Raw genomic sequence first — 22,635 nt, forward strand, 5'->3', positions numbered from 1 at the left:
TCAAGGAATACTTTCATGCGCAAGATCATTCTCGCCGCTGGCGCCGCTCTCGCTCTCGCCGCTTGCTCGCAGGAAAAGGCTGACGACGCCGCTGCCGCCGCCACCGACGCCGCTGCGACCGCTTCGGAAGCCGCCACCGACGCTGCTGCCACCGCCACCGACGCTGCTGCTGCCGCCACCGACGCTGCTGCGACTGCTTCGGACGCTGCTACCGCCGCTGCTTCGGACGCTGCTGCTGCCGCTTCGGACGCTGCCAAGAAGATGTAATCTTCGCCGCACGGCAAAAGATCGGGGCGCGAGGGGTAACCTTCGCGCCCTTTTCTTTTGCCTTCAATTTAAGCGATCGATTAAATTTACCCTTGCCTTGCTGGCGCACCCCCGGCACCTTGCGGGCATGACGGGGCTGGATGAGCTGACACAGGGCCTGGCGGCCGCGCTGGCGCGGATCGGCCTGCCTGCGCCGGAAGGGTTGGAACGGCTCTCGGGCGGCGCAAATATGGAAAGCTGGCGGTTCCAGGCCGGCGATGCGGTATGCGTCTTGCGCCGCGCCCCGTCGCTTGAGATGATGGCCGGCCGGCCGATGGACCACGCCGGTGAGGTCCAGGTGGTCCGCGCCGCCCGCGCCGCCGGGGTCATGGCGCCCGAAGTACTGGTCGAGCTGGAGCCGGCCGACGGGATCGGCTCCGGCTATGTCATGCGGGCCATTTCCGGTTCGCCCGATCCCAATGCCTTCCTGGCCGAGGCTGATCCCGCACTGGCAATCCGCGACATTGCCCGCGAACTGGTCGCCGTCCACCGGACCGAGACTGCCGGTCTGCCGGCACCGGTGATGGACACGGCCGAGGCGCTTGGCGAACTGCGCCGCCGGTTCCTTGAGTACGGCGGCGATCGGCCGATCCTCGCTCTGGCGCTGAAGTGGCTGGAAGCCAACCTGCCGCCGCCGGTCACGCCGCGACTGGTTCACGGCGACTTCCGCCTGGGCAACCTGATGTTCGATCATGGCCGCCTGACCGGCGTGCTCGACTGGGAGCTGGCCCACCTGGGGGATTGGCACGAGGACCTGGCCTTTGGCTGCATGACCGTCTGGCGCTTTTCGCGGCCTGACCGGCCCGGCTACGGCCTGACCACGATCGAGGATTTGGCCCGCGCCTATGAGGCGGCTGGCGGCGATACTTTCGATCCGGCCCGCTTCCGTTTCTGGACGATCTACCGCACGTTCTGGTGGGCCTTGGGCTGCCTGCAGATGGGCGGGTTCTGGCGCGCCGGACATGACCGTTCGGTCGAGCGCGTGGTCGTTGCCCGCCGCACGGCCGAGCAGGAACTGGATCTGCTGCTCCTGCTTGAAGACCTTGCGCCCGAAGCCGAACGCAATCGCCCGCTGCCCCCCGTCACCGAACCCCTCCAGCCGGGTACCGGCGAGCCGAGCGGGGCGGAAATCCTGACCGCCATTTCCGAATGGCTCACCTCCGACATCAAGCCGCTGGTCTCAGGCCGGGGCAAGTTCGACCTTGCCGTGGCGCGCAACGCACTTGGCATCGTTGCCCGCGAGATCGAGCAGCGGCCGGTCGCGACTGATGCCGCGCTGGCGGCGCAGATCATGGCCGGCGAGGCCGACCTTGCGACGCCGGGCTTGCTCGCACAGCTGCGCCGCATGGCGCTGAACAAGCTTTCCGCCGACATGCCGAAATACCCGGCGCTCGCTGCCGCGCGCGCCAAATGGGATACATAAGAGAGGAACCGCCTGATGGACTTTGCGCTCCCCGCCGACCTGCTCGCCTACTTGGACGAACTTGACGCCTTCATCGCGGCCGAAATCAAGCCGCTGGAGCAGCAGGATGACAACATCCGCTTCTTCGACCACCGCCGGGAATATGCCCGGACCGATTTCGAGAACCAGGGCCTGCCGCGGCACGAGTGGGAGAAGCTGCTGGTGGAAGCGACCCGCCGCGCTGATGCCGCCGGCCACTGGCGCTTTTCCGCGCCGAAGAAGTACGGCGGCAAGGATGGTTCCAACCTGTGGATGGCCGTGATCCGCGATCGCTTCGCGGCAAAGGGCCTGGGCCTGCACAACGATCTCCAGAACGAGCACTCTATTGTCGGCAACTTCCCCTTCGTTGCCATGTTCGAGCATTTCGGCACCGAGGAACAGCAGCAAGAATTCATCCTGGGCGGCTTTGCCCGCGAACGCCGGGTCGCCTTCGGGCTGACCGAGCCGGACCACGGCTCTGATGCCACTCACATGGAAACCCGCGCCGTGCGCGAAACGCGCGATGGCGTGCCGGGCTGGCGGATCGACGGCCGCAAGATGTGGATCACGGGCATGCACGTTGCCACTCACTGCGCCGCGTTCTGCCGCACCTCGGGCAAGGATGGCGATGCCAAGGGCATCACCTGCCTGCTCGTACCCGCAGGCACGCCCGGCATGGTGGTCGATGAGTACATGTGGACCTTCAACATGCCGACCGACCACCCGCGCATGCATTTCGAGAATTGCTGGGTGCCCGAAAGCGCCGTGCTTGGCCCGGTCGACGGTGGCCTTTCGATTGCCCAGTCCTTTGTTCACCAGAACCGCATCCGCCAGGCCGCCAGCTCGCTCGGCGCGGCGACGTACTGCGTCGAGGAATCGGTCAAGTACGCGCGCCACCGCAAGCCATTTGGCCAGGACCTGGCGCGCAACCAGGGAATCCAGTTTCCGCTGGTCGAGCTGGCGACCCAGTGCGAGATGCTGCGTACGCTGATCTACAAGACCGCCTGGGAGATGGACCAGCTTGAGCACAAGGAGATCGAGCACAAGCTCTCAGACAAGATCTCGATGTGCAATTACTACGCCAACCGGCTGGTCTGCGAAGCGGCCGATCGGGCGATGCAGGTCCATGGCGGGATTGGCTATTCTCGCCATAAGCCGTTTGAGCACATTTTCCGCCACCACCGCCGCTACCGCATCACGGAAGGGGCAGAGGAGATCCAGATGCGTAAGGTCGCGGCCTACCTGTTCGGTTATCTGGGCCCCCGGAAGGCGCTGTACACTTAGGAAGGCGCGTTACCCACGGGCCACAGGCGGCGCGCAAAAAGTTGCGTGCCGGGACCACTTGCTTGCCGAAAACTGCCGGTCTTGCTTACCCTAGCAGGCATCAACACTGGCGCGGGTCGCAATACTGCGCCGGGCATCCAAGGGGTACTCTCATGCGATCGACCTTCCGCCTGTCCCTGCTTGCTTCGCTCTCCGTCCTCCCGCTTGCTGCGCCAGCGCTGGCCCAGGACGATGCTGCCGATGGTGCCGAAGAGCAGGTCATCATCGTAACCGGCACCCGCTCGACCGCGCGAACGGTCGAAGATTCGCCAGTGCCGGTTGACGTCCTTTCGGGCGACGCGCTGACCGAAGGCGGCCAGGTTGAAACCAACAAGATCCTCAACAAGCTGGTGCCGAGCTTCAACTTCCCGCAGCCGGCAATCGCCGATGGCTCTGACGCGCTGCGTCCAGCCACCCTGCGCGGCCTTGGTCCGGACCAGACGCTGGTCCTGATCAATGGCAAGCGCCGCCATGTTTCGGCGCTGCTCAACATCAACGGCACGGTCGGGCGCGGCTCGGCGGCGGTCGACATGAACACCATTCCGGCGCTCGCCATCGACCGGATCGAGGTGCTGCGCGACGGTGCTTCATCGCAATACGGCTCCGATGCCATCGCCGGGGTGATCAACGTCCGCCTCAAGAAAGCCAGCGAAGGGGGCCGTGCCTCGATCAGCTATGGCAAGTATGACACCACCATTTCGGGCGTGGCCAATGTCACCGGCCTCGCGCTGACCGGCGGCGCCCCCTCGCTCGACCCGACCGACAACCGCTATTTCGCCGCTACGACCGATGGCGAACGCAAGGCTAAGGACGGTGAAAGCTATTCGATCGCCACCAACGTCGGGCTGCCTTTCTTCGGCGTTGAAGGCGGTTACATCAACGTCACGGCCGAATATCGCCACCGCGGTTATACCAACCGCCAGGGTTTCGACCTGCGGCCGAACTACATCCGTCCGACCGCGACGACCTGGGACCCGCGCGAAATCACCTTCAATCGCCTGCAATTCCGCTTTGGCGATCCCAAGGCCGACGACTTCATCCTGTTCGCCAACCTGGGTTTGCCGGTGGGCGATTCGCTCGAGCTCTACGGCTTTGCCAGTTACAACCAGCGCGACTCGCTGAGCGCGGCGAACTATCGTCAGGCCAATGCGGCTGCCAACCGTGACTGGTCCGCGATTGCCCCCAACGTATCGCCCAGCAATGCCAATTTCGTCGCGCTGACCCCGGATGGCTTCCTGCCTTTCATCCAGTCGGACCTGACCGACCGGGCGGTGACCCTGGGGCTGCGCACCACCAGCGGCGAATGGAATGCCGACCTGTCGCTGACGGCCGGGCAGAACAACTTCGACTACCGCGTCGAAGGCTCGCTCAACACCAGCTTCGGCCCATCGAGCCAGCGCAGCTTTGATGCCGGTGGCCTGAGCTATCGTCACGTCATCGCCAACCTCGACGTCAGCCGCGAATTCGACATGGGCTTCGCCGGACCGCTGACCCTGGCCTTCGGCGGCGAATATCGTTCGGAACGCTTCAAAATTCGCCCCGGCGATACCCAGTCGTTCGCGACCGGCCCGCTGTTCCAGGCCTCGTTCACCGGTACCGCCGTCTCCTGCGCCGCCGCCTCGGGCGTGTTCAATGCCACGACCAATGTCTGCAGCTTCCCGGGCCGCGCCGCACCGGCCGGTGCACAGGGCTTCCCGGGCATTCCCACCAGCAGCCGGACCGATGCCAAGCGCCATAATGTGGCCGGTTATGTTGAGCTCGATGCAGAATTGGTCGACGGGCTGACCGCCACGGCCGCCGGTCGGTACGAACACTATTCTGACTTCGGCTCGACCCTGACCGGCAAGTTCGCTGCCCGTTACGAGTTCACCCCGGGCTTTGCGCTGCGCGGCTCGATCTCGAACGGTTTCCGCGCGCCTTCGCTGCACCAGCAGTATTTCACGACCACCTCGACCAACTTCATCGCCGGCCTGCCGGTCGATATCTCGACGGTCGCGGTCAGCAGCCCGGTTGCCCGCGCGCTGGGTTCGAAGGACCTGAAGCCTGAAAAGTCGTTCAACCTCTCGGGCGGCTTCACCGCCAACCCGGTTTCGGGGCTGACCCTGACGGTCGACTATTACAATATCCGCATTAACGACCGGATCGTTCTGACCGAAAACCTTGGCGCGGCCGGCAGCGGTACGTCGGCGGTCAACGCCGCAGTCAAGGCCGTGCTTGATGCCAACGGGTTCAACTCGGTCGGCGCGGCGCGCTTCTTCGTTAACGGCCTCAACACCCGCACCCAGGGTGTCGATGCCGTGCTGAATTGGCGCCTGCCGCTCGAAGGTGTGGGCAAGTGGAACCTGACCGCCGCCTACAACTACAACACGCAGAAGATCCTCGCTCGCAAGAACGATCTGGGCCCGCTTGCCACGATCCCGGGCCTGATCCTGTTCGGCCGGGTCGAAGGCATCCGCTTCACCGAGGGTCAGCCGCGCGACAAGGTCGTGCTCAGCCTCGATGGCGATGTCGGCATGTTCGGGCTGACGGCGCGCACGACGCGTTATGGCAAGGTCACCTCACCGGGTTCGGCCAGCCCAACCTCGGGCGATCCGCTGACTGCCTATGGTCCGGACGATATCTTCCTGGGGGCCAAGTGGATCACCGATCTTGAACTGCGGGTCCAGCCGATGGAACGACTGAGCCTGGCGATCGGTGCCGACAACCTGTTCGATGTCTATCCGGATCGCTCGCCCTTTGGTCCGCGTCCGGCGGCGATCGGCGGGGTTTACCCGGCCAACCAGCAGTACATTCCGTTCTCGATCTTCTCGCCGTTCGGCTTCAACGGCCGGTACCTCTACGCGCGGGCCAGCATCGAGTTCTAGAACGGCCCGCGAGGGTAAGACAGGCGCGCCGATTTCCGCTCGGCGCGCCTGTTTTGGCTCAGCCCGGCTTGCGGAAGCGGAGGGCGAACTGGTCGGTTTTGCCGCGGATCGCGGGATCGAACACGTTGGCGCTGCGCGGGTCCTCGGGCCGGGCATAGAGCGGGGCTTCGGCCTCCAGCTTGAACCCGGCAGCGGTCAGCGCCTCGATCACGGCGGCCTTGTCGATCCGGTGCAGCGTATCGGCATCACGCGTGCCCGATCCGGCGACCGCGCTATGATCGACTACCACCAGTACCCCACCCGGTTTCAGCGCCGCAAACAGTGCCGCGCTGGCCTTGGCCCCGGTCCCGGCGGGGAAGGGTTTGAGGTAGAGATCGTGGAAGTTCTGGATCGTCACGATCGTATCGAGCGGCCGGGTGAAGGCGGGTGCGGCAAATGGCCCTGTAATCGCAACGGCATTGGGCAGCGCGCCAACAGTATTGCGCTGCTCCTCACCATAGGCGGCGCGAAAGGCGATGAACTCAGCTGGCTGGAACGCTTCGACCCGGCCGTTCGGACCGACTGCGGCCGACAGCACACGCGTGAAGTAGCCTCCGCCCATCACGAAATCGCCAACGGCCTCGCCCGGCGAAATCTCGGCAAAGGCAAGCAGCTCACCCGGCTTGCGCGCCTCGTCACGGGCACGGTCAGCCGCCGGGCGGACAGGATCGGCGAGGGCGGCGGCATAGTCTGCAGCAGTCAGTACCCGCGGCGGGGCGGCGGGCGCGCAGGCGGCGAGTGTCAGGGATAGAACCAGAGCAGTGCGGAAGGCGGTCATGGCGAGTCTCCTCTCAGGGAGTGCCATGGCTAGTCCGGTTGCAGCTCTGGCGCCAGAGCCTGCCTCAGCGCGAGGCGGTGCGGCGCAGGCTGGAGCTTTCAGTCAGGTAGCCATCGTAGATCGCGCGGCTGATTGAGGCGATGCGATAGTCACGGTTGGGTTTGCCGCCCTGTCCGGTGACGTAAACGGCAATCGCGATCGAGCGGCCATCGGGCGTCTGGATGATCCCGACATCGCTGGAGGTGTTATTCAGCGTACCGGTCTTGTGAGCAATCCGCGCATCTTCGGGCAGCATAGCGCGCAAGCGGCGCTTGCCGGTTACGCAGCGTTCCATTGCCCCAAGCAGCACGCTTCGGCTCGAGGCGCTCAGCCAGCGGCCCTGGTGCAGACCGGCCAATAGCTGGACCATGGCCAGCGGCGTGGCGCTGTCGCGCAAGTCGACCGTCGTGGCCGGATTGAATTCGCCGTCGTCACGCACGAGCGTGGCGATATCGCGATCAAGCCGCATGCCGGATAGGCCGGCCTTGCGCATCCACCGGTTGACGGCAGCGGGGCCGCCGACGGCGGCCAGCAGGGCATCGGTCGCCGGATTGTCGCTGCGCGTGATCGACAGTTCGATCAGGCCCTGAGCGCTGATCATCGTACCCGGGCGAACGGGCGCAACAGCGCTGGAGAACCGGGCTGAACGCTGCGGGATCATCAGTGGGAAGCGGTCGCTGAGCGAGCGCTTGCCCTGATCGACCAGGTCCAGAAAGGTTGCGGCAATCGCGATCTTGCTGGTGCTGGCCATCGGGAAGGGCTGGTCACCCAGCACCGCTACGGTGCGGCCAGTGCCAAGATCCATCGCGGCAACGCCAATCCGGCCTTGCGCGGCGTCGGCCAGGCTGGCGACCGTTGCTTCCAGGGTGCCGCCATAGGTCGTGACCGGGCGCACCGGAGCAACGAATGGGCGGACGGTCGGTTGGACCTCGCGCGGGGCGCGCAATTCCTTACCAAAGACCTTGTCGAACTCAGCCTGGAAACTTTCCGCTCGGGCAGCGCTTGCGGGCAACGCAATCGCGCTGATCATGGCCAGCCCGGCCATAAAACGAGGGAAGCGGCTGTACTTCACCGGCGCAGCGATAGCCCAAACATGGTTACAGATTGTCTAACGACACCAGCCCGTCCACCCGCTTCGCGATGAGATGAAGCTCTGATGCGGGGAAATGCAGGAAAAGCCAGAGTTTCTGCGTAGAAACCCCATAATGGGTGCTGACGACGCCTGCTTCCAGCGCTTCATCCCGCCTCGCGGAGGCTGGTCCTAGCCCGGCGCAGCCGCCAGCATGCGGGGCATGGGGTAGAGCTTGGCCATGAACTCGTAATCGAGCGGATCAATGTCGATTCCGCCCGCGATCGCCACCCCGTTCTTGGTGATCGATGCGGGGATCTGATAGGACATGATCGATTGGCGCTTGGGGCTGGTGTTGGCCCGGACCGAGTTCGTCGGCAGCGGGGTCAGCACCTGCGCCCGAACCTGCGCTTCGGTCCAGCCCTGCGTCGCGCCGAAGAACTCAATCGCTTTCTGCTCGTCGATCAAGGCGATGGTCTCGGCCCGCAAGTGTTCATGCGGACAGCCCAGCGCGTGACCGGTTTGATGCCGCACCACGCGGCACAATTCGCTGTCCGGCGTTTCCATGGTGAAGCCCTGCAGGTTCATCGTCGGCTTGGTCTTGTCGATCAGCAGGGCGTCGGTGCCGATATAGGACCAGTAGCCCGACTGATCGCGTGAGATCCGCACGACCGGATCACTGGTGCTTTCGGCAAACTGGACATTCGCGCTCTGGCTCCAGGAATTCATGTGCGAAAGGATGCGGGCGCGCAGCTCCTTGGGCGGATTGTCCATGAAGCCCACTCCCAGCCGAACACCGCTGGCGCGCCAGTACTTGGTGGTCATGACGGCAACGAAGTCGGTCATCGAAGCGCCGACCGGCAGGACCTGCGCCAGCTGATGGTGGCTTGGGCGGTTGAGCAGGTTTTCCTGCTCGGCGGCCCTTGCCGCATCGTGCAACCGGTCATTGCCGAGGCACTTGGGCGTGCAAGCAATGATCTCTCCGTGTTCCCTGAGCCTAGCCATGGTCGGTCTCCTTGGTCAGCGCGGCTGTGGTGCGCGGAGTGGGGAAAGTTCGCCAAAGAAAGCACCGGCTTCACAGGCCCGGATCGAAGGCGGCAATGCCATTGGCATTCGGCTGAACGTTCGCATCTGACTTGAAACCCACTCTGTATTTGTCCCAAATCCGGGCCGGACCTTCGGCCAGACTGTTGCCAGTTAGAGCGGCAGAGAGACGAACTACGAAATATCCATTTTGGACCTTTTAGGAGCAAACGTGGGCCAATGCTGCTTTCCGGGTTCGCGCCAGAACCGGCCACTGCCGTGGGCCGCGCCGCCGGATCGGCTGGCCACGGATTGCTTCGCTTCGGATACAGCGAACCTCGGCGATGAAGGATAACTGTTGCAAGACATGACCTTGGTCCAGCGAGAAGCCCGGCCGACCAGTAAAGCGGTAGAGCGGATCGCCCCGCCAAGTACCTAAACGAAAGGGCCGGGAGGATCGCTCCTCCCGGCCCCATCTGTGCCTTGGCGGGTTGGCCGGACTTAGAAGTCCATACCGCCCATGCCGCCCATTCCGCCACCCATCGGCGGCATGGCGGGCTTGTCTTCCGGCTTTTCGCTGATCGCCGCTTCGGTGGTGATCAGCAGGCCGGCGACCGAGGCGGCATCCTGCAGGGCAGTGCGGACGACCTTGGTCGGGTCGATCACGCCGGCCGCAACCAGGTTTTCATAGGTGTCGGTCGCAGCGTTGAAGCCCTGGGTTTCATCATTTTCGCGCAGCAGGTTGCCCGACACCACGGCGCCGTCATGGCCGGCGTTGGTGGCGATCTGCTTGACCGGGGCAGTGATCGCGCGGCGCACGATGTCGATGCCCTTGGTCTGGTCGTCGTTGGCGCCCTTCATGCCTTCCAGTGCCTTGGTGGCATAGAGCAGCGCGGTACCGCCGCCAGGGACGATGCCTTCTTCCACCGCAGCGCGGGTGGCGTGCAGGGCGTCGTCGACGCGGTCCTTGCGCTCCTTCACTTCGACTTCCGAAGCGCCGCCGACCTTGATCACGGCCACGCCGCCAGCCAGCTTGGCCAGACGTTCCTGCAGCTTTTCCTTGTCGTAATCGCTGCTGGTGGTTTCGATCTGGGCGCGGATCTGTTCGACGCGGGCCTTGATCTCGTCGGCCGGACCGGCGCCATCGACGATGGTGGTGTTGTCCTTGTCGATAGTGACCTTCTTGGCCTGGCCGAGCATGCCGAGCGTAACCGTTTCAAGCTTGATGCCCAGGTCTTCGCTGATCATCTCACCCTTGGTCAGGATCGCGATGTCCTGCAGCATGGCCTTGCGGCGATCGCCGAAGCCCGGTGCCTTGACGGCGGCGATCTTCAGGCCGCCGCGCAGCTTGTTGACCACCAGGGTGGCCAGCGCTTCGCCTTCGATGTCTTCAGCGATGATCAGCAGCGGACGGCCCGACTGGACCACGGCCTCAAGGATCGGCAGCATCGACTGGAGCGACGACAGCTTCTTCTCGTGGATCAGGATGTACGGGTTATCCAGCTCGACCGTCATCTTTTCCGGGTTGGTGATGAAGTAGGGCGAGAGGTAGCCGCGGTCGAACTGCATGCCTTCAACGACATCGAGTTCGAATTCGAGGCCCTTGGCCTCTTCCACGGTGATCACGCCTTCCTTGCCGACCTTTTCCATGGCTTCGGCAATCTTGTTGCCAACTTCGCTGTCGCCATTGGCCGAGATGATCCCGACCTGGGCGATTTCCGACGAGCCCGAAACCGGCTTGGAGCGCTTGACCAGGTCCGCGACCACGGCGGTCACGGCCAGATCGATCCCGCGCTTCAGGTCCATCGGGTTCATGCCGGCGGCAACGGCGGTCATGCCTTCGCGCACGATGGCCTGAGCCAGTACGGTGGCGGTGGTGGTGCCGTCACCTGCCTGGTCGTTGGTCTTGCTGGCGACTTCGCGCAGCATCTGGGCGCCCATGTTTTCGAACTTGTCCTTCAGTTCGATTTCCTTGGCGACCGAAACGCCGTCCTTGGTGATGCGCGGTGCGCCGAAGCTCTTGTCGATCACGACATTGCGGCCCTTGGGGCCCAGGGTGACCTTCACCGCGTTGGCGAGGATGTCGACGCCAGCGAGAATGCGCTCACGCGCGTCGCGGCCGAATTTTACGTCCTTGGCAGCCATTGTTCAGTTCCTTCGAAATTCTGGAATGTGTGGAGGTGTCAGGAAAATCGCTCAGCCGATGATGCCGAGGATGTCCGATTCCTTCATGATCAGCAGGTCTTCGCCGTCGAGCTTGACCTCGGTGCCCGACCACTTGCCGAACAGCACCCGATCGCCAGCCTTGACGTCCAGCGGGGTGACCTTGCCATCTTCGGCCTTGGAACCAGCGCCAACGGCGACGACTTCGCCCTCGGCCGGCTTTTCCTTGGCGCTGTCAGGGATGATGATGCCGCCGGCGGTCTTTTCTTCAGCCTCTACGCGGCGCACGAGCACGCGATCGTGCAGCGGACGGAATGCCATGGGTTTGCTCCCTTATGCGTTGATACGATGTCGATTGGCACTCCCCTCAGGAGAGTGCCAGCGCGGCGCATATGGGTGGGGGCGGAAGAGTCGTCAACCCCGGTTGCATCGGAAAAAATTGCGGGAACTGAATCCGGTCAGACGGGCAGCAGTCCCAGCGCCTCGCGCCGCGCCCAGCGCCAGCCGAGCAGGATCGAGACGACCACCAGGCCAACGGCAAGCCCCAGCCACACGCCGGTCCCGGCCAGCGGCGTGAAGAAGCCCAGCACGACCGAGGTGGCAAAACCGACCAGCCAGTAGCCGAACAGCGCCAGCTGCATCGGCATGCGCGTATCCTGCAGCCCGCGCAGCGCGCCCGCCAGCACCGCCTGAAGCCCGTCGAACAACTGGAAGGCTGCGGCAATGGCGAGGAAGCCGACGGCGTGCCCGACCATCGCGGCATTGGCCGGGTCAGCTGGATCGACATAGATCTGCAGGACCGAAAGCGGCGCCAGGATCATGATTGCAGCGGGCACGATCATGTAGCTGACCGCCAGGATCAGCGCGGCCTTGCCGGCGCCGCCAATCGCGACGCGGTCGCCTGCGCCGAAGTGGTAGCCGACCCGGATCGTCGCGGCCTGGCCGATGCCGAAGGGGATCTGGAAGGCGAGTGCGGCGACTTGGAGCGCCACGGTGTGTCCAGCCAGTTCGGCCTGGCCGATCCGTCCCATCAGGAAGGCGGCGCTGGAGAACAGTCCGCCCTCCGCCAGGATGATCAGCGCAATCGGCGTGCCGATCCGCGCCACGTCCCCGAAACGCTGCCATTCGGCGCGCCACCAGCGACCCAGCAAGTGATAGCGGCGCAGCCGGCGGTCGCTGCGGATCGCCAGGACATAGGCGCCAAGCATGGCGAAGGCGGTAATCACGCTCGAGATCGCTGAGCCATCAAGGCCCATGGCCGGCGCGCCGAAGTGGCCAAACACGAACACGTAGTTGCCAAAGGCATTGACCACGATCGCCAGCCCGGTGATCGCCGTTGCAAAGAACGGTCGGCCCAGTGCCGAGACGAAGTTGCGCAAGACCGTGGCCATCACGTTAGGGATCATCGCCCAGAGCAGGATCGCCAGGAACTCTCCGGCCAGGCGCGAAACCTCTGGATCCTGGCCCGATAGTAACAGCAGCTCCTCTCCCCACAGACAGACCGCCATGCCGGCTAGTCCGCAGAGCACTGCCAGCCAAAGCGCCATCCGCACCGTGCGGCGCACCTCGCGCACGGCGTGGCGGCGGCGGCCCAACTCGGCCGCGATCAGTGGCGCACAGGCGCCGGTCAAGCCGGAGAAGCACCACATCATAAGCCCGAACAGCGTGGTCGCGAGCGAGGCTGCGGCGAGCGCTTCCTCGCCCAGCCGAGCCACAAAGATTACGTCAATCGCATAGACCAGCATCTGCAGCAGATTGGCCGCCGCCAGCGGTGCCGCCAGCCGCAGCGTCGCGCCCAGTTCGGCGCGCCAGGGGGTCAAGATGCGGTCCTGTTCCATCGAGCCGGCCCGGATAGTCGCCGGGGCAGCACTGGCCAAGCGCTTTGTCCACCAGCGCGCCGTTTGCCGCCCGGTCGTGGCGCGCTGGTCACATGCAGTCCGCGCAATGGATAGTGCGGAAAGGCCACTATCCGGTGCCGGGACAAATGCTTATGGTGCGTGGAAAGTCCCTCGCCGGGCATGAATGCAAGGAGAAAAAGGCAATGCACAAAGGGTTCAAGCTGGCGGCCATCGCCGCTCTGGCAATGGCGCTGGCCGGTTGCGGCGGGGCAAAGCAGGACGAGGCTGCGACTGCCCCTTCAGCCAACAGCGAGCCAACGGCCGGCAGCGCTTCGCCAGCTGCAGCGGCCACAAGAACAGCCATTGCCGCCGCCGCCAAGCCCGCCGCCTTTGCCCAGTGCGCCTCGTGCCACTCGGCCGAGCCCGGCAAGCACGGCATCGGGCCGAGCCTCCATGGCGTTTACGGCACCAAGGCAGGCGAGATTCCGGGCTATGCCTTTTCCGATAAACTTAAGGCTTCGGGCCTGACCTGGGACGATGCGACGCTCGACCATTGGCTGGCGGGCCCGATCAAGATGGTCCCCGGCACCAAGATGTCCTACGCCGGGATGAGCGATCCGGCCAAGCGCGCCGAGATCATCGCCTATCTGAAGACGCTGAAGTGACGCAAGTGGCGGGCAAGGTCGCGGTCCCGATGCGGATCGTGGTGACCGGACCCGTCCCAGGCGTTCTACACAGCCTGCAAGAAGACGATGCCCCGCTGGATGCCAAGCGATCGGCATCCGGAGAGCCGCTGACTTTCGATTTCATTGTGTCCATCGCCCCCGGTCCGAAGTTCTCGGGCAAGCATGTCCGCCGCGAAGGACCGGTTCGCCGGTTTGTCTATGTACGGGTTGGCGCCAGCGCAGGTGACTGCTTCTCGCCATGGAACCGCCGGATGAAGATCGACATCCACGATATCCCGCCCGACCTGATCGCGCAGGCGATGGCCGGGGCGCGCCTCGTCGCGACAGTCAGCGGCACAGGGAAAGATGGCAGCCCGGCCTGTGCAACGATTCGCCCGGTGCACTGGCGCACCGAGCCCGCTGCCTGAAATGAAGAAGGGCGGCCCCCGCGAAGGAGCCGCCCCTGTTCTTGTCCGGTCGAGACCGGGTCGAAATTACTTGATTTCGACGGTGCCGCCAGCAGCGGTGATCTTGGCCTTGATGTCTTCGGCTTCGGCCTTGTTGACACCTTCCTTGATCGCCTTCGGAGCGGCTTCCACCAGCGCCTTGGCTTCGGTCAGGCCGAGCGCGGTGATCGCGCGGACTTCCTTGATGACGGCGATCTTGTTGCCGCCGTCGCCGGTCAGGATGACGTCGAATTCGGTCTTTTCTTCGACCGCTTCGGCAGCAGCGCCACCGCCAGCAGGGGCAGCAACGGCAACAGCGGCAGCGGCGCTCACGCCCCAGGCTTCTTCGAGAGCCTTGGCGAGGTCAGCGGCTTCCAGAACGGTAAGCTTCGAAAGTTCTTCAACAAGCTTGGCGATATCGGCCATGGTGTTTCACTCCTAGATTGATGGTCCCGGCCATTGACCGGGAAAAATCGTTGAACGTTTTGATCAAGCTGCCTTGGCGTAGGCACCGAAGACGCGGGCCAGCTTGGCCGCCGGAGCGGTCGAAAGCTGAGCGATCTTCGTGGCCGGAGCCTGGACCAGACCGATGAGGGTCGCGCGCAGTTCGTCGAGCGAGGGCATCGAGGCGAGCGCCTTGACACCTTCGGGGGTCAGAACCTGCGTCCCCATCGAACCGCCGACGATTTCGATCTTGTCGTTCGTCTTGGCGAATTCCACGACTGCCTTGGCGGCAGCCACCGGATCGACCGAAGCGGCGATCGCGGTCGGGCCGGTGAGCAGGTCACCGATCCCGGCGTAGTCCGTGTCTTGGATGGCAAGCTTGGCAAGACGGTTCTTCGCAACCTTGTACGATGCGCCCGCTTCACGGATCTTCGTGCGCAGCTGGGTGGACTGGGCCACCGACAGCCCGAGGTTGCGGGTGACAACCACCACGCCAACTTCGTTGAAGACCGCGTTAAGCGATGCGACCGATTCGGCTTTCTGCGAACGATCCATGCCTTACTCCTTCACAAATGACCGACCGGAATGCCCGGACGGCCGGCTACGTTTGCCCGCACCGCGAAAGCGATGCGGAAAAGTCCGTGCGATGGGGAAGGAGGGCGCGTGAAACGCCGGGCCGGGCCCACCCGAAGGAGGGCCGGAATTTGCTCTGTCCCCGTCTAGGCTGCAGATTAAGGAGGGAACCTCCAGCAGCTGTCTCGGACGGATGACACGCGGCCCGAAGGCTGCGGTCGGGGCGGGCCATTAGCGGGAATGGCGCGCGAGTCAAGCAATTCAGCCAGATTATGTCTTGCCGCAAGTCCGTGTTAGGCTCCCAGTGGGTCGCATTGGCAGTGGGGAGACTGTCCGTGCCTTATCGTCATGCGCCTTTTTATGTCGGGGTTGTGTTGCTGACCGTACTGGTCGGGTTCTGGGCGAGTTACTGGTCTCCGGCTGGGGCTATTCCGGTAGCCTTCCATGTCCACGCGATCACTTCGATTACCTGGTTGCTGCTGCTGATTGTCCAGCAGGTGGCAATCCAGCGGCGGCACAATGCGATGCACAAGCAACTCGGCCTCGCCAGCTTTGTGTTGTTCCCGCTGTTGATGGCGGGCTTCATGATGATCGTCGACGTTTCGGCCCAGCGCTACGCCGCCCCGCAAAGTCCGTTCGATTTGCACAACACGCCGTCGTTCGGGATCGGCACCTTCATGGCCATGGCCGGCTATATGACGATGTTCTACCTGGCGCTGAAACACCGCCGCAACGTCAAGCTTCATGCCGGCTATATGCTGGCGACGCCGGTGATCCTGTTTGAATCGCCGTTCTCGCGGGTGCTGGGTGAGCATCTGCCGTGGCTCAATGTGATTGGTAGCGAAGGGCCGCAGGAAGTGTTGGACACGATCCTGGTCAGCGATCTCATCGCTACTGCCTTTGCCCTTTCGCTCTACTTCATGCACCGCAAGCACGGCCGGCCCTGGCTGCTGGCAGCCTGCTTTACCGGCGGGCAGGGCCTGGTCATGTGGTTCGCGCCATCGGTGCCGCAGCTCGGTACCCTATTCGGGGCCTATGCCGCGGTCCCGCTGCCGGTAACCGTCAGCCTGGGGCTGGCGTTCGGCGCCCTGGCGGGATGGCAAGGCTGGAAGGCTGGCAGTCCGGCATCGCGCGGCAAGGTGCCGGCCGCCGCCTGAAGGTTCGGCTGCTAAACCATTCTTAACCATAAGCTGCGAAGTCCCTACGCGAACTGTCAGCCTTCGGGCCATAAGGGGATTCGCGCTTTGGCCGCTGCACCTGAAACACCGACCCTTCCCGCTGCCAAAGGGCCGCCGGCTTGGCTGACGCCGCGCCGGCTGGACCGGATCGAGCAGGTGACCATTGTCCTGCTCTGGTCGTTGCTGGTCTGGCGCGTCCTTCAGTCATCGAACGCAATGGCCCCGTTGGTGTTGATCGCCGAGACGAGTATTGCCCTGTTCGTGCTGTTCCGTCGTCCGACCGAGCGGATCTCCATGCGACTGGGCGACTGGCTGCTGGCGGCGACCGCGACCTATGCGCCGCTGCTGATCATCCCGTCTGAAGAGATCTGGCCTGCGATCGAGCCGCTGGCGGTCGCGCTCGTCACGTTTGGCAATGTGGTCCAGATCAGCGGCAAACTGTTTCTGCGCCGCAGCTTCGGCATTGCTCCCGCCAACCGCGGGATCAAGCGCGACGGGATGTACCGGTTTGTGCGGCACCCGATCTATGCCGGCTACCTGTTCACCCACATCGGCATCCTGATGGTCATGCCGAGCCTGGTGAACCTGGTGATCTATGCGATTGGATGGTGGGCCCAGATCCTGCGCATCGACGCCGAAGAGCGGCTGCTGAGCCAGGATCCCGACTACCGCGAATACCTGACCCAGACCCGCTGGCGGTTGGTCCCGGGCCTCTATTGACCTTCGCGCTCCAACCGGAGACAACAAGTAAGGGCGGCGCTTCCGGGGGGAGGCGCCGCCCTTTCCGTTTGCCGGACGAGCATGGCTGGGGGGACTGAGGCTTAGTCCGGCTGGTATCCGATCAGGTCACCCGGCTGGCATTGGAGGACCTCACAGATCGCTTCCAGGGTCGAGAAGCGGATTGCCTTGGCCTTGCCGGTTTTCAGGATCGAGAGGTTGGCAAGAGTAATGTCGACCCGTTCGGCCAGTTCGGTCAGGGTCATGCGGCGCTGGTACAGCAGGTCATCAAGCTTGATCACGATCCGGTCTCCTGCACGGTCTTCGGGGGAAGGGGCCATCACACGGTTCCTTCCAGCTCTTCGCGCATCCGGGCGCCTTCGCGGAACACGCGGGCCAGGATGAACAGGACCAGGGTCAGCAAAATCGACCCGCCATCAAGCCCGCCGTCGATCTGCATATGCCGGTCGACCTTGTCCAAATAGGGGGACAACCAGGTGGCAATCCCGGCCAGCGGCAGGACCACCAACTGGGCGATCACGGCGATCCAGCCCATCCGGCTGAGCCGATCGGCATTGTCCGGGCGGAACGGATCGCCATCGCCAACCGAATTGATGATCCCCAGCAGTTCTTTCAGGAAGTGCCAGCCAAGGAACAACAGGGTCGCGCCCACCAGCATGGCGGCTACTACCACCCAGGCGGACAGGGGCGGAGCGCCGGCCTTGGCAATCTCTGCAGCCAGCTCGGCCCGGCCGACAGTCAGCAGCGCGCCGATGCCGATGCCCAGCATCACGATCCCGAAGATCATCACGATCTGGGCGAGAACGACGACGACCTTGGCAGCATTCAGCAAGGGATCGCGTGGGTTGGAAGTCATGGGACTTGCTCCTCTGGGAACTGCGGTCAGACGACGCCGGGCATGGCGAGCGTTGCCTGCCAGGTGGTCAGGACAACAAACAGGGCCAGTGCGGCGGTCGAGATGCGGGTGGCGAGATCGAGCGACATGGGGGTGTTCCTTCGAATGGTCGGGCCGGCCTCAGGCCAGCGCGGGAAGAGTGACTGTGGCAGCCTCAGCGGCGGCCGGAACGGTCAGGGTGGGGATCCAGAGCGAGGCCATCATGGCGAGGGCCAGCATCAAGGCAGCGGGGGTCTTGGCGGGGGTCATCATCGTTCTCCGATATATCCAATATCGATAATCAATAAGGCGATTCGGGCTTATTGTCAATCGATAATATCGAAAAACAATATGACGCTTATCGTTCCCCGGAAATGGCGGAATTCTGCGGCGCTTCGCCGCGCGGCGGTTTGACTTGGCGGACTTCCGCGCCTATAGGCCACCTCCGCTCGGCGCTTCGAGCAAGGACGGTCCATGCGCGGGGACTGGCCACAGGAAGGAAGCACCGGGTTTTCACGTCGACGCAAAGGCTGCGGGCCGCTCCAGTTCTGGGGTGTTTGCCATGCGGCCTTTTGCCGTTGCACGAGATGCCAGTTCCGTCGCGTGGCACAGTTTTCCGCCGGATTTTCCGGCACTTTGAAGAGGCAAGACCCCTCCCATGGCGAAAAAGGCCCTGACCCAGACCGGCCCAGCCGGTGCTTCGGCCAAGAAGCGGATCCGCAAGATCTTCGGCGACATCCACGAAGTGGTGCAGATGCCGAACCTGATCGAGGTTCAGCGCGAATCGTATGAGCAGTTCCTGCGCTCCGATCCGGCCACCGGTTACATTTCCGGCCTGGAAAAGACCCTGCGTTCGGTCTTCCCGATCCGCGACTTCGCCGGGACCAGCGAGCTCGACTTCGTGCACTACGAACTCGAAGACCCGAAGTACGACACCACCGAGTGCCGCCAGCGCGGGATCACCTATGCCGCCCCTATGAAGGTCACGCTGCGCCTGATCGTGTTCGAGGTCGATGCCGAAACCGAAACCCGTTCGGTCCTCGATATCAAGGAGCAGGATGTCTACATGGGCGACATGCCGCTCATGACCGAGAACGGCACCTTCATCATCAACGGCACCGAACGCGTCATCGTTTCGCAAATGCACCGCTCGCCGGGCGTGCTGTTCGACCATGACCGCGGCAAGACCCACTCCTCGGGCAAGTTCCTCTTCGCTGCCCGCGTGATCCCTTACCGTGGTTCGTGGCTCGATTTCGAATTCGATGCCAAGGACATCGTCAACGTCCGCATCGACCGCAAGCGCAAGCTGCCGGTCACCGCGCTGCTCCATGCGCTGGGCCTGAACGACGAGGACATCCTCAACCACTTCTACCACACCGTCACCTGGAAGCGCGGCGAAGGCGGCTGGCGCCTGCCTTACGTTGCCGAACAGTGGCGCGGTTCGAAGCCGGCCTTCGACATCGTCGATGCCAAGTCGGGCGAAGTGATCTTCCCCGCCGGCACCAAGATCAGCCCGCGCTCTGCCAACAAGGCGGAAAAGGACGGCCTGGCCGAACTGCTGATCCCGACCGAGGAAGTCTTCGGTCGCTATTCGGCCCGCGATCTGATCGACGAGAGCACTGGTCGCATCTGGATTGAGGCCGGTGACGAAGTCAGCCCGGAAAACCTCGACGCGCTCGACAAGGCCGGGATCGACCAGCTCGAACTGCTGGATGTCGATCACATCAACACGGGTCCGTGGATCCGCAACACGCTGAAGGCTGACAAGGCCCCGGATCGCGACCACGCCCTGGCCGATATCTACCGCGTGATGCGCCCCGGCGAACCGCCGACGCGCGAAACCGCCGAAGCCCTGTTCGACGGCCTGTTCTTCGATGCTGACCGCTATGACCTCTCGGCCGTCGGCCGCGTGAAGCTCAACATGCGCCTTGGCCTCGATGCCGAGGACACCGTTACCACCCTGCGCACCGACGACATCCTCGCCGTGGTTAAGGAACTGGTGAACCTCAAGGACGGCAAGGGCGAAGTCGATGACATCGACAACCTCGGCAACCGCCGCGTCCACTCGGTCGGCGAGCTGCTGGAAAACCAGTACCGCGTCGGCCTCCTGCGCATGGAGCGTGCGGTCAAGGAGCGCATGAGCTCGGTCGACGTCTCGACCGTCATGCCGAACGACCTGATCAATGCGAAGCCCGCCGTGGCTGCCGTGCGCGAGTTCTTCGGTTCCTCGCAGCTCTCGCAGTTCATGGACCAGACCAACCCGCTCTCGGAAGTCACCCACAAGCGCCGCGTCTCGGCGCTTGGCCCGGGTGGTCTGACCCGCGAGCGCGCCGGCTTCGAAGTCCGCGACGTTCACCCGACGCACTATGGCCGCATCTGCCCGATCGAAACGCCGGAAGGCCCGAACATCGGTCTGATCAACTCGCTGTCGACCTTCGCCCGCGTCAACAAGTACGGTTTCATCGAAACCCCGTACCGCAAGGTGATCGACGGCAAGGTGACCGGGGACGTGGTCTACCTTTCGGCGATGGAAGAGCAGAAACACACGGTGGCGCAGGCTTCGGCCGAAACCAACGCTGACGGCTCCTTCGTCGAAGAACTGGTCTCGGCCCGTCAGAACGGCGAATTCGTGATGGCCCCGCGCGACACGATCACGCTGATGGACGTCAGCCCCAAGCAGCTCGTCTCGGTTGCGGCCTCGCTCATTCCGTTCCTGGAAAACGACGACGCCAACCGTGCGCTGATGGGCTCCAACATGCAGCGTCAGGCCGTGCCGCTGGTGCGCGCCGAAGCCCCGTTCGTTGGCACCGGCATGGAAGAAACCGTGGCGCGCGATTCGGGCGCTGCGATTGCGGCCCTGCGCGGCGGGATCGTCGACCAGGTCGACGCGACCCGTATCGTGATCCGCGCTTCGGGCGATATCGAACCCGGCCAGTCGGGCGTCGATATCTACCGCCTGCAAAAGTTCGAGCGTTCGAACCAGTCGACCTGCATCAACCAGCGCCCGCTGGTGAAGGTGGGCGATGTGGTCAAGGCCGGCGACATCCTGGCCGATGGTCCCTCGACCGAGCTCGGCGAACTGGCACTGGGCCGCAACAGCCTCGTCGCCTTCATGCCGTGGAACGGCTACAACTACGAAGACTCGATCCTGATCTCCGAACGGATCGTGAAGGACGACGTCTTCACCTCGATCCACATTGACGAGTTCGAGGTCATGGCCCGCGACACCAAGCTCGGGCCGGAAGACATCACCCGCGACATCCCGAACGTCGGCGAGGAAGCCCTGCGCAACCTCGACGAAGCGGGCATCGTCTACATCGGTGCCGAAGTGCACCCGGGCGACATCCTGGTCGGCAAGATCACCCCGAAGGGTGAATCGCCGATGACTCCGGAAGAAAAGCTGCTGCGCGCGATCTTCGGCGAAAAGGCCAGCGACGTCCGCGACACCTCGCTCCGCCTGCCGCCGGGCGTTTCGGGCACGATTGTCGACGTTCGCGTCTTCAACCGTCACGGGATCGAGATCGACGACCGGACCCGCGCGATCCAGAACGAGGAAATCGAACGCCTCGCCAAGGACCGTGAGGACGAGCGCGCGATCCTCAACCGCGCCACCTTCAACCGCCTGCGCGACATGCTGGTGGGCCAGGTCGCCGCGGCCGCGCCGAAGGGCTTCAAGAAGGGCGACACGATCACCGAGGACAACCTGTCCGAAGTGGAACGCCATGAATGGTGGAAGTTCGCCGTGGCCGACGACAAGGTCCAGGGTCAGCTCGAAGCCGTGAAGGCCCAGTACGACGCAACCGTCAAGGCGATCCAGGAGAAGTTCGAGGACCGCAAGGAAAAGCTCGAGCGTGGCGACGAGCTCGCTCCGGGTGTGCTCAAGATGGTCAAGGTCTTCGTCGCGGTGAAGCGCAAGCTGCAGCCGGGTGACAAGATGGCCGGCCGCCACGGGAACAAGGGTGTCATCTCGCGGATTCTGCCGCAGGAAGACATGCCGTTCCTCGAAGACGGCACTCCGGTTGACATCGTGCTCAACCCGCTGGGCGTGCCGAGCCGCATGAACGTCGGGCAGATCTTCGAAACCCACCTGGGCTGGGCCGCACGCGGCCTGGGCCAGCAGATCACGGCCCAGCTCGAACAGTGGCGCCAGGACAACCCGAACCCCGAAGCCGCCGCTCCGCCGACTGCCCTGATCGACAAGCTCAAGGACATCTACGGCGAGCAGTACCACGACCAGCTCGACAGCCGCTCCAACAGCGAAATCGTCGAGATGGCCGAACTGCTGAAGAACGGCGTGCCGATGGGAACCCCGGTGTTCGACGGGGCCCGCGAAGCCGACGTTTCGGCCATGCTGGAAATGGCCGGGCTCGACACCTCGGGCCAGGTCACGCTGTTCGACGGGCGCACGGGTGAAGCCTTCGATCGCAAAGTCACTGTCGGCTACATCTACATGCTGAAGCTGCACCACCTTGTCGACGACAAGATCCACGCGCGTTCGATCGGGCCCTACAGCCTCGTCACCCAGCAGCCGCTGGGCGGCAAGGCCCAGTTCGGCGGCCAGCGCTTCGGGGAAATGGAGGTCTGGGCTCTCCAGGCCTACGGTGCCGCGTACACGCTGCAGGAAATGCTGACGGTGAAGTCGGACGACGTGGTCGGCCGCACCAAGGTCTACGAAGCGATCGTCAAGGGCGACGACACCTTCGAGGCCGGCATTCCGGAAAGCTTCAACGTGCTCGTCAAGGAAATGCGCAGCCTTGGCCTCAATGTCGAGCTGTCCAGCCTGACCGACGAGGACGGCGACGATTACGCGGAGGCCGCGGAGTAAGGGGACCGG

20 protein-coding genes are annotated in these 22,635 nt (G+C 64.1%); 9 read left to right on the top strand and 11 right to left on the bottom strand.

The annotated features are described in order from the left end of the window. Positions 1–15: 15 nt before the first annotated feature. The 4 genes from FRF71_RS15440 (at position 16) to FRF71_RS07295 (ending at position 5,934) form a co-directional block, all read left to right on the top strand. Positions 16–267, top strand: a complete 252-nt coding sequence (locus FRF71_RS15440; protein ID WP_161597901.1) for a lipoprotein — start codon at positions 16–18, stop codon at positions 265–267. 127 nt (positions 268–394) lie between these two features. Continuing rightward, complete coding sequence (locus FRF71_RS07285; protein ID WP_147089985.1) at positions 395–1,729, top strand: phosphotransferase family protein; 1,335 nt, start codon at positions 395–397, stop codon at positions 1,727–1,729. Between the two features lie 15 nt (positions 1,730–1,744). Further along, positions 1,745–3,031 (top strand): acyl-CoA dehydrogenase family protein, encoded by a 1,287-nt coding sequence (locus FRF71_RS07290; RefSeq protein ID WP_147089986.1) that lies wholly within the window; start codon positions 1,745–1,747, stop codon positions 3,029–3,031. 152 nt (positions 3,032–3,183) lie between these two features. Continuing rightward, a complete protein-coding gene (locus tag FRF71_RS07295; RefSeq protein WP_147089987.1) occupies positions 3,184–5,934 on the top strand; it encodes a TonB-dependent receptor plug domain-containing protein in 2,751 nt (916 codons plus the stop codon). A 58-nt stretch (positions 5,935–5,992) separates the two neighbouring features. Here FRF71_RS07295 and FRF71_RS07300 read toward each other — a convergent pair whose 3' ends face one another. The 6 genes from FRF71_RS07300 to FRF71_RS07325 form a co-directional block, all read right to left on the bottom strand. Continuing rightward, positions 5,993–6,751 (bottom strand): class I SAM-dependent methyltransferase, encoded by a 759-nt coding sequence (locus FRF71_RS07300; RefSeq protein ID WP_238339495.1) that lies wholly within the window; start codon positions 6,749–6,751, stop codon positions 5,993–5,995. Between the two features lie 64 nt (positions 6,752–6,815). Further along, positions 6,816–7,835, bottom strand: coding sequence for a class A beta-lactamase (bla, locus tag FRF71_RS07305; RefSeq protein WP_147089988.1), 1,020 nt, complete (start codon positions 7,833–7,835; stop codon positions 6,816–6,818). Positions 7,836–8,051: 216 nt separating this feature from the next. Then, positions 8,052–8,864: a M12 family metallopeptidase gene (locus tag FRF71_RS07310; protein ID WP_147089989.1), complete on the bottom strand. Its 813-nt coding sequence runs from the start codon at positions 8,862–8,864 to the stop codon at positions 8,052–8,054. Between the two features lie 519 nt (positions 8,865–9,383). Continuing rightward, complete coding sequence (groL, locus tag FRF71_RS07315) at positions 9,384–11,027, bottom strand: chaperonin GroEL (protein WP_147089990.1); 1,644 nt, start codon at positions 11,025–11,027, stop codon at positions 9,384–9,386. A 51-nt stretch (positions 11,028–11,078) separates the two neighbouring features. Continuing rightward, the gene (groES, locus tag FRF71_RS07320) at positions 11,079–11,366 is read right to left on the bottom strand and encodes a co-chaperone GroES (RefSeq protein ID WP_147089991.1); all 288 of its coding nucleotides are present in this window, start codon (positions 11,364–11,366) and stop codon (positions 11,079–11,081) included. Positions 11,367–11,503: 137 nt separating this feature from the next. Then, the gene (locus FRF71_RS07325; RefSeq protein WP_147091572.1) at positions 11,504–12,883 is read right to left on the bottom strand and encodes an MATE family efflux transporter; all 1,380 of its coding nucleotides are present in this window, start codon (positions 12,881–12,883) and stop codon (positions 11,504–11,506) included. Between the two features lie 203 nt (positions 12,884–13,086). On the opposite strand from FRF71_RS07325, the gene FRF71_RS07330 reads away from it, so the two are divergent. Both FRF71_RS07330 and FRF71_RS07335 read left to right on the top strand, forming a co-directional pair. Next, the gene (locus FRF71_RS07330; protein WP_238339497.1) at positions 13,087–13,548 is read left to right on the top strand and encodes a c-type cytochrome; all 462 of its coding nucleotides are present in this window, start codon (positions 13,087–13,089) and stop codon (positions 13,546–13,548) included. Continuing rightward, a complete protein-coding gene (locus tag FRF71_RS07335) occupies positions 13,545–13,976 on the top strand; it encodes a DUF5990 family protein (RefSeq protein ID WP_337678505.1) in 432 nt (143 codons plus the stop codon). Before FRF71_RS07330 ends, FRF71_RS07335 begins: the two co-directional genes overlap by 4 nt. A gap of 66 nt (positions 13,977–14,042) precedes the next feature. Here FRF71_RS07335 and rplL read toward each other — a convergent pair whose 3' ends face one another. Both rplL and rplJ read right to left on the bottom strand, forming a co-directional pair. Beyond that, positions 14,043–14,420: a 50S ribosomal protein L7/L12 gene (gene rplL, locus FRF71_RS07340; protein WP_147089992.1), complete on the bottom strand. Its 378-nt coding sequence runs from the start codon at positions 14,418–14,420 to the stop codon at positions 14,043–14,045. 63 nt (positions 14,421–14,483) lie between these two features. Further along, positions 14,484–14,993, bottom strand: coding sequence for a 50S ribosomal protein L10 (gene rplJ / locus FRF71_RS07345; RefSeq protein WP_147089993.1), 510 nt, complete (start codon positions 14,991–14,993; stop codon positions 14,484–14,486). A 353-nt stretch (positions 14,994–15,346) separates the two neighbouring features. Between rplJ and FRF71_RS07350 the strand changes: the two genes are divergently transcribed. Further along, positions 15,347–16,168 (top strand): hypothetical protein, encoded by an 822-nt coding sequence (locus FRF71_RS07350; RefSeq protein WP_147089994.1) that lies wholly within the window; start codon positions 15,347–15,349, stop codon positions 16,166–16,168. Positions 16,169–16,255: 87 nt separating this feature from the next. Further along, positions 16,256–16,909: a methyltransferase family protein gene (locus FRF71_RS07355; protein WP_202878097.1), complete on the top strand. Its 654-nt coding sequence runs from the start codon at positions 16,256–16,258 to the stop codon at positions 16,907–16,909. A 101-nt stretch (positions 16,910–17,010) separates the two neighbouring features. Here the strand turns inward: FRF71_RS07355 and FRF71_RS07360 are convergent, their stop codons facing one another. The 3 genes from FRF71_RS07360 to FRF71_RS15700 all read right to left on the bottom strand — a co-directional run bounded on the left by FRF71_RS07360 (position 17,011) and on the right by FRF71_RS15700 (position 18,071). Continuing rightward, complete coding sequence (locus FRF71_RS07360) at positions 17,011–17,247, bottom strand: helix-turn-helix domain-containing protein (protein WP_147089995.1); 237 nt, start codon at positions 17,245–17,247, stop codon at positions 17,011–17,013. Further along, on the bottom strand, positions 17,247–17,783 hold the full coding sequence (locus FRF71_RS07365) for a DUF2975 domain-containing protein (RefSeq protein ID WP_147089996.1): 537 nt from the start codon (positions 17,781–17,783) through the stop codon (positions 17,247–17,249). The genes FRF71_RS07360 and FRF71_RS07365 overlap by 1 nt, the downstream gene beginning before the upstream one ends. A 159-nt stretch (positions 17,784–17,942) precedes the next feature. Further along, positions 17,943–18,071, bottom strand: coding sequence for a hypothetical protein (locus tag FRF71_RS15700; protein WP_272949974.1), 129 nt, complete (start codon positions 18,069–18,071; stop codon positions 17,943–17,945). Positions 18,072–18,459: 388 nt separating this feature from the next. On the opposite strand from FRF71_RS15700, the gene rpoB reads away from it, so the two are divergent. After that, complete coding sequence (gene rpoB / locus FRF71_RS07370) at positions 18,460–22,626, top strand: DNA-directed RNA polymerase subunit beta (protein WP_147089997.1); 4,167 nt, start codon at positions 18,460–18,462, stop codon at positions 22,624–22,626. Positions 22,627–22,635 lie beyond the last annotated feature (9 nt).

It is taken from the genome of Novosphingobium ginsenosidimutans (assembly GCF_007954425.1).
In the GTDB taxonomy this organism is placed as follows: Bacteria; Pseudomonadota; Alphaproteobacteria; order Sphingomonadales; family Sphingomonadaceae; genus Novosphingobium; species Novosphingobium ginsenosidimutans.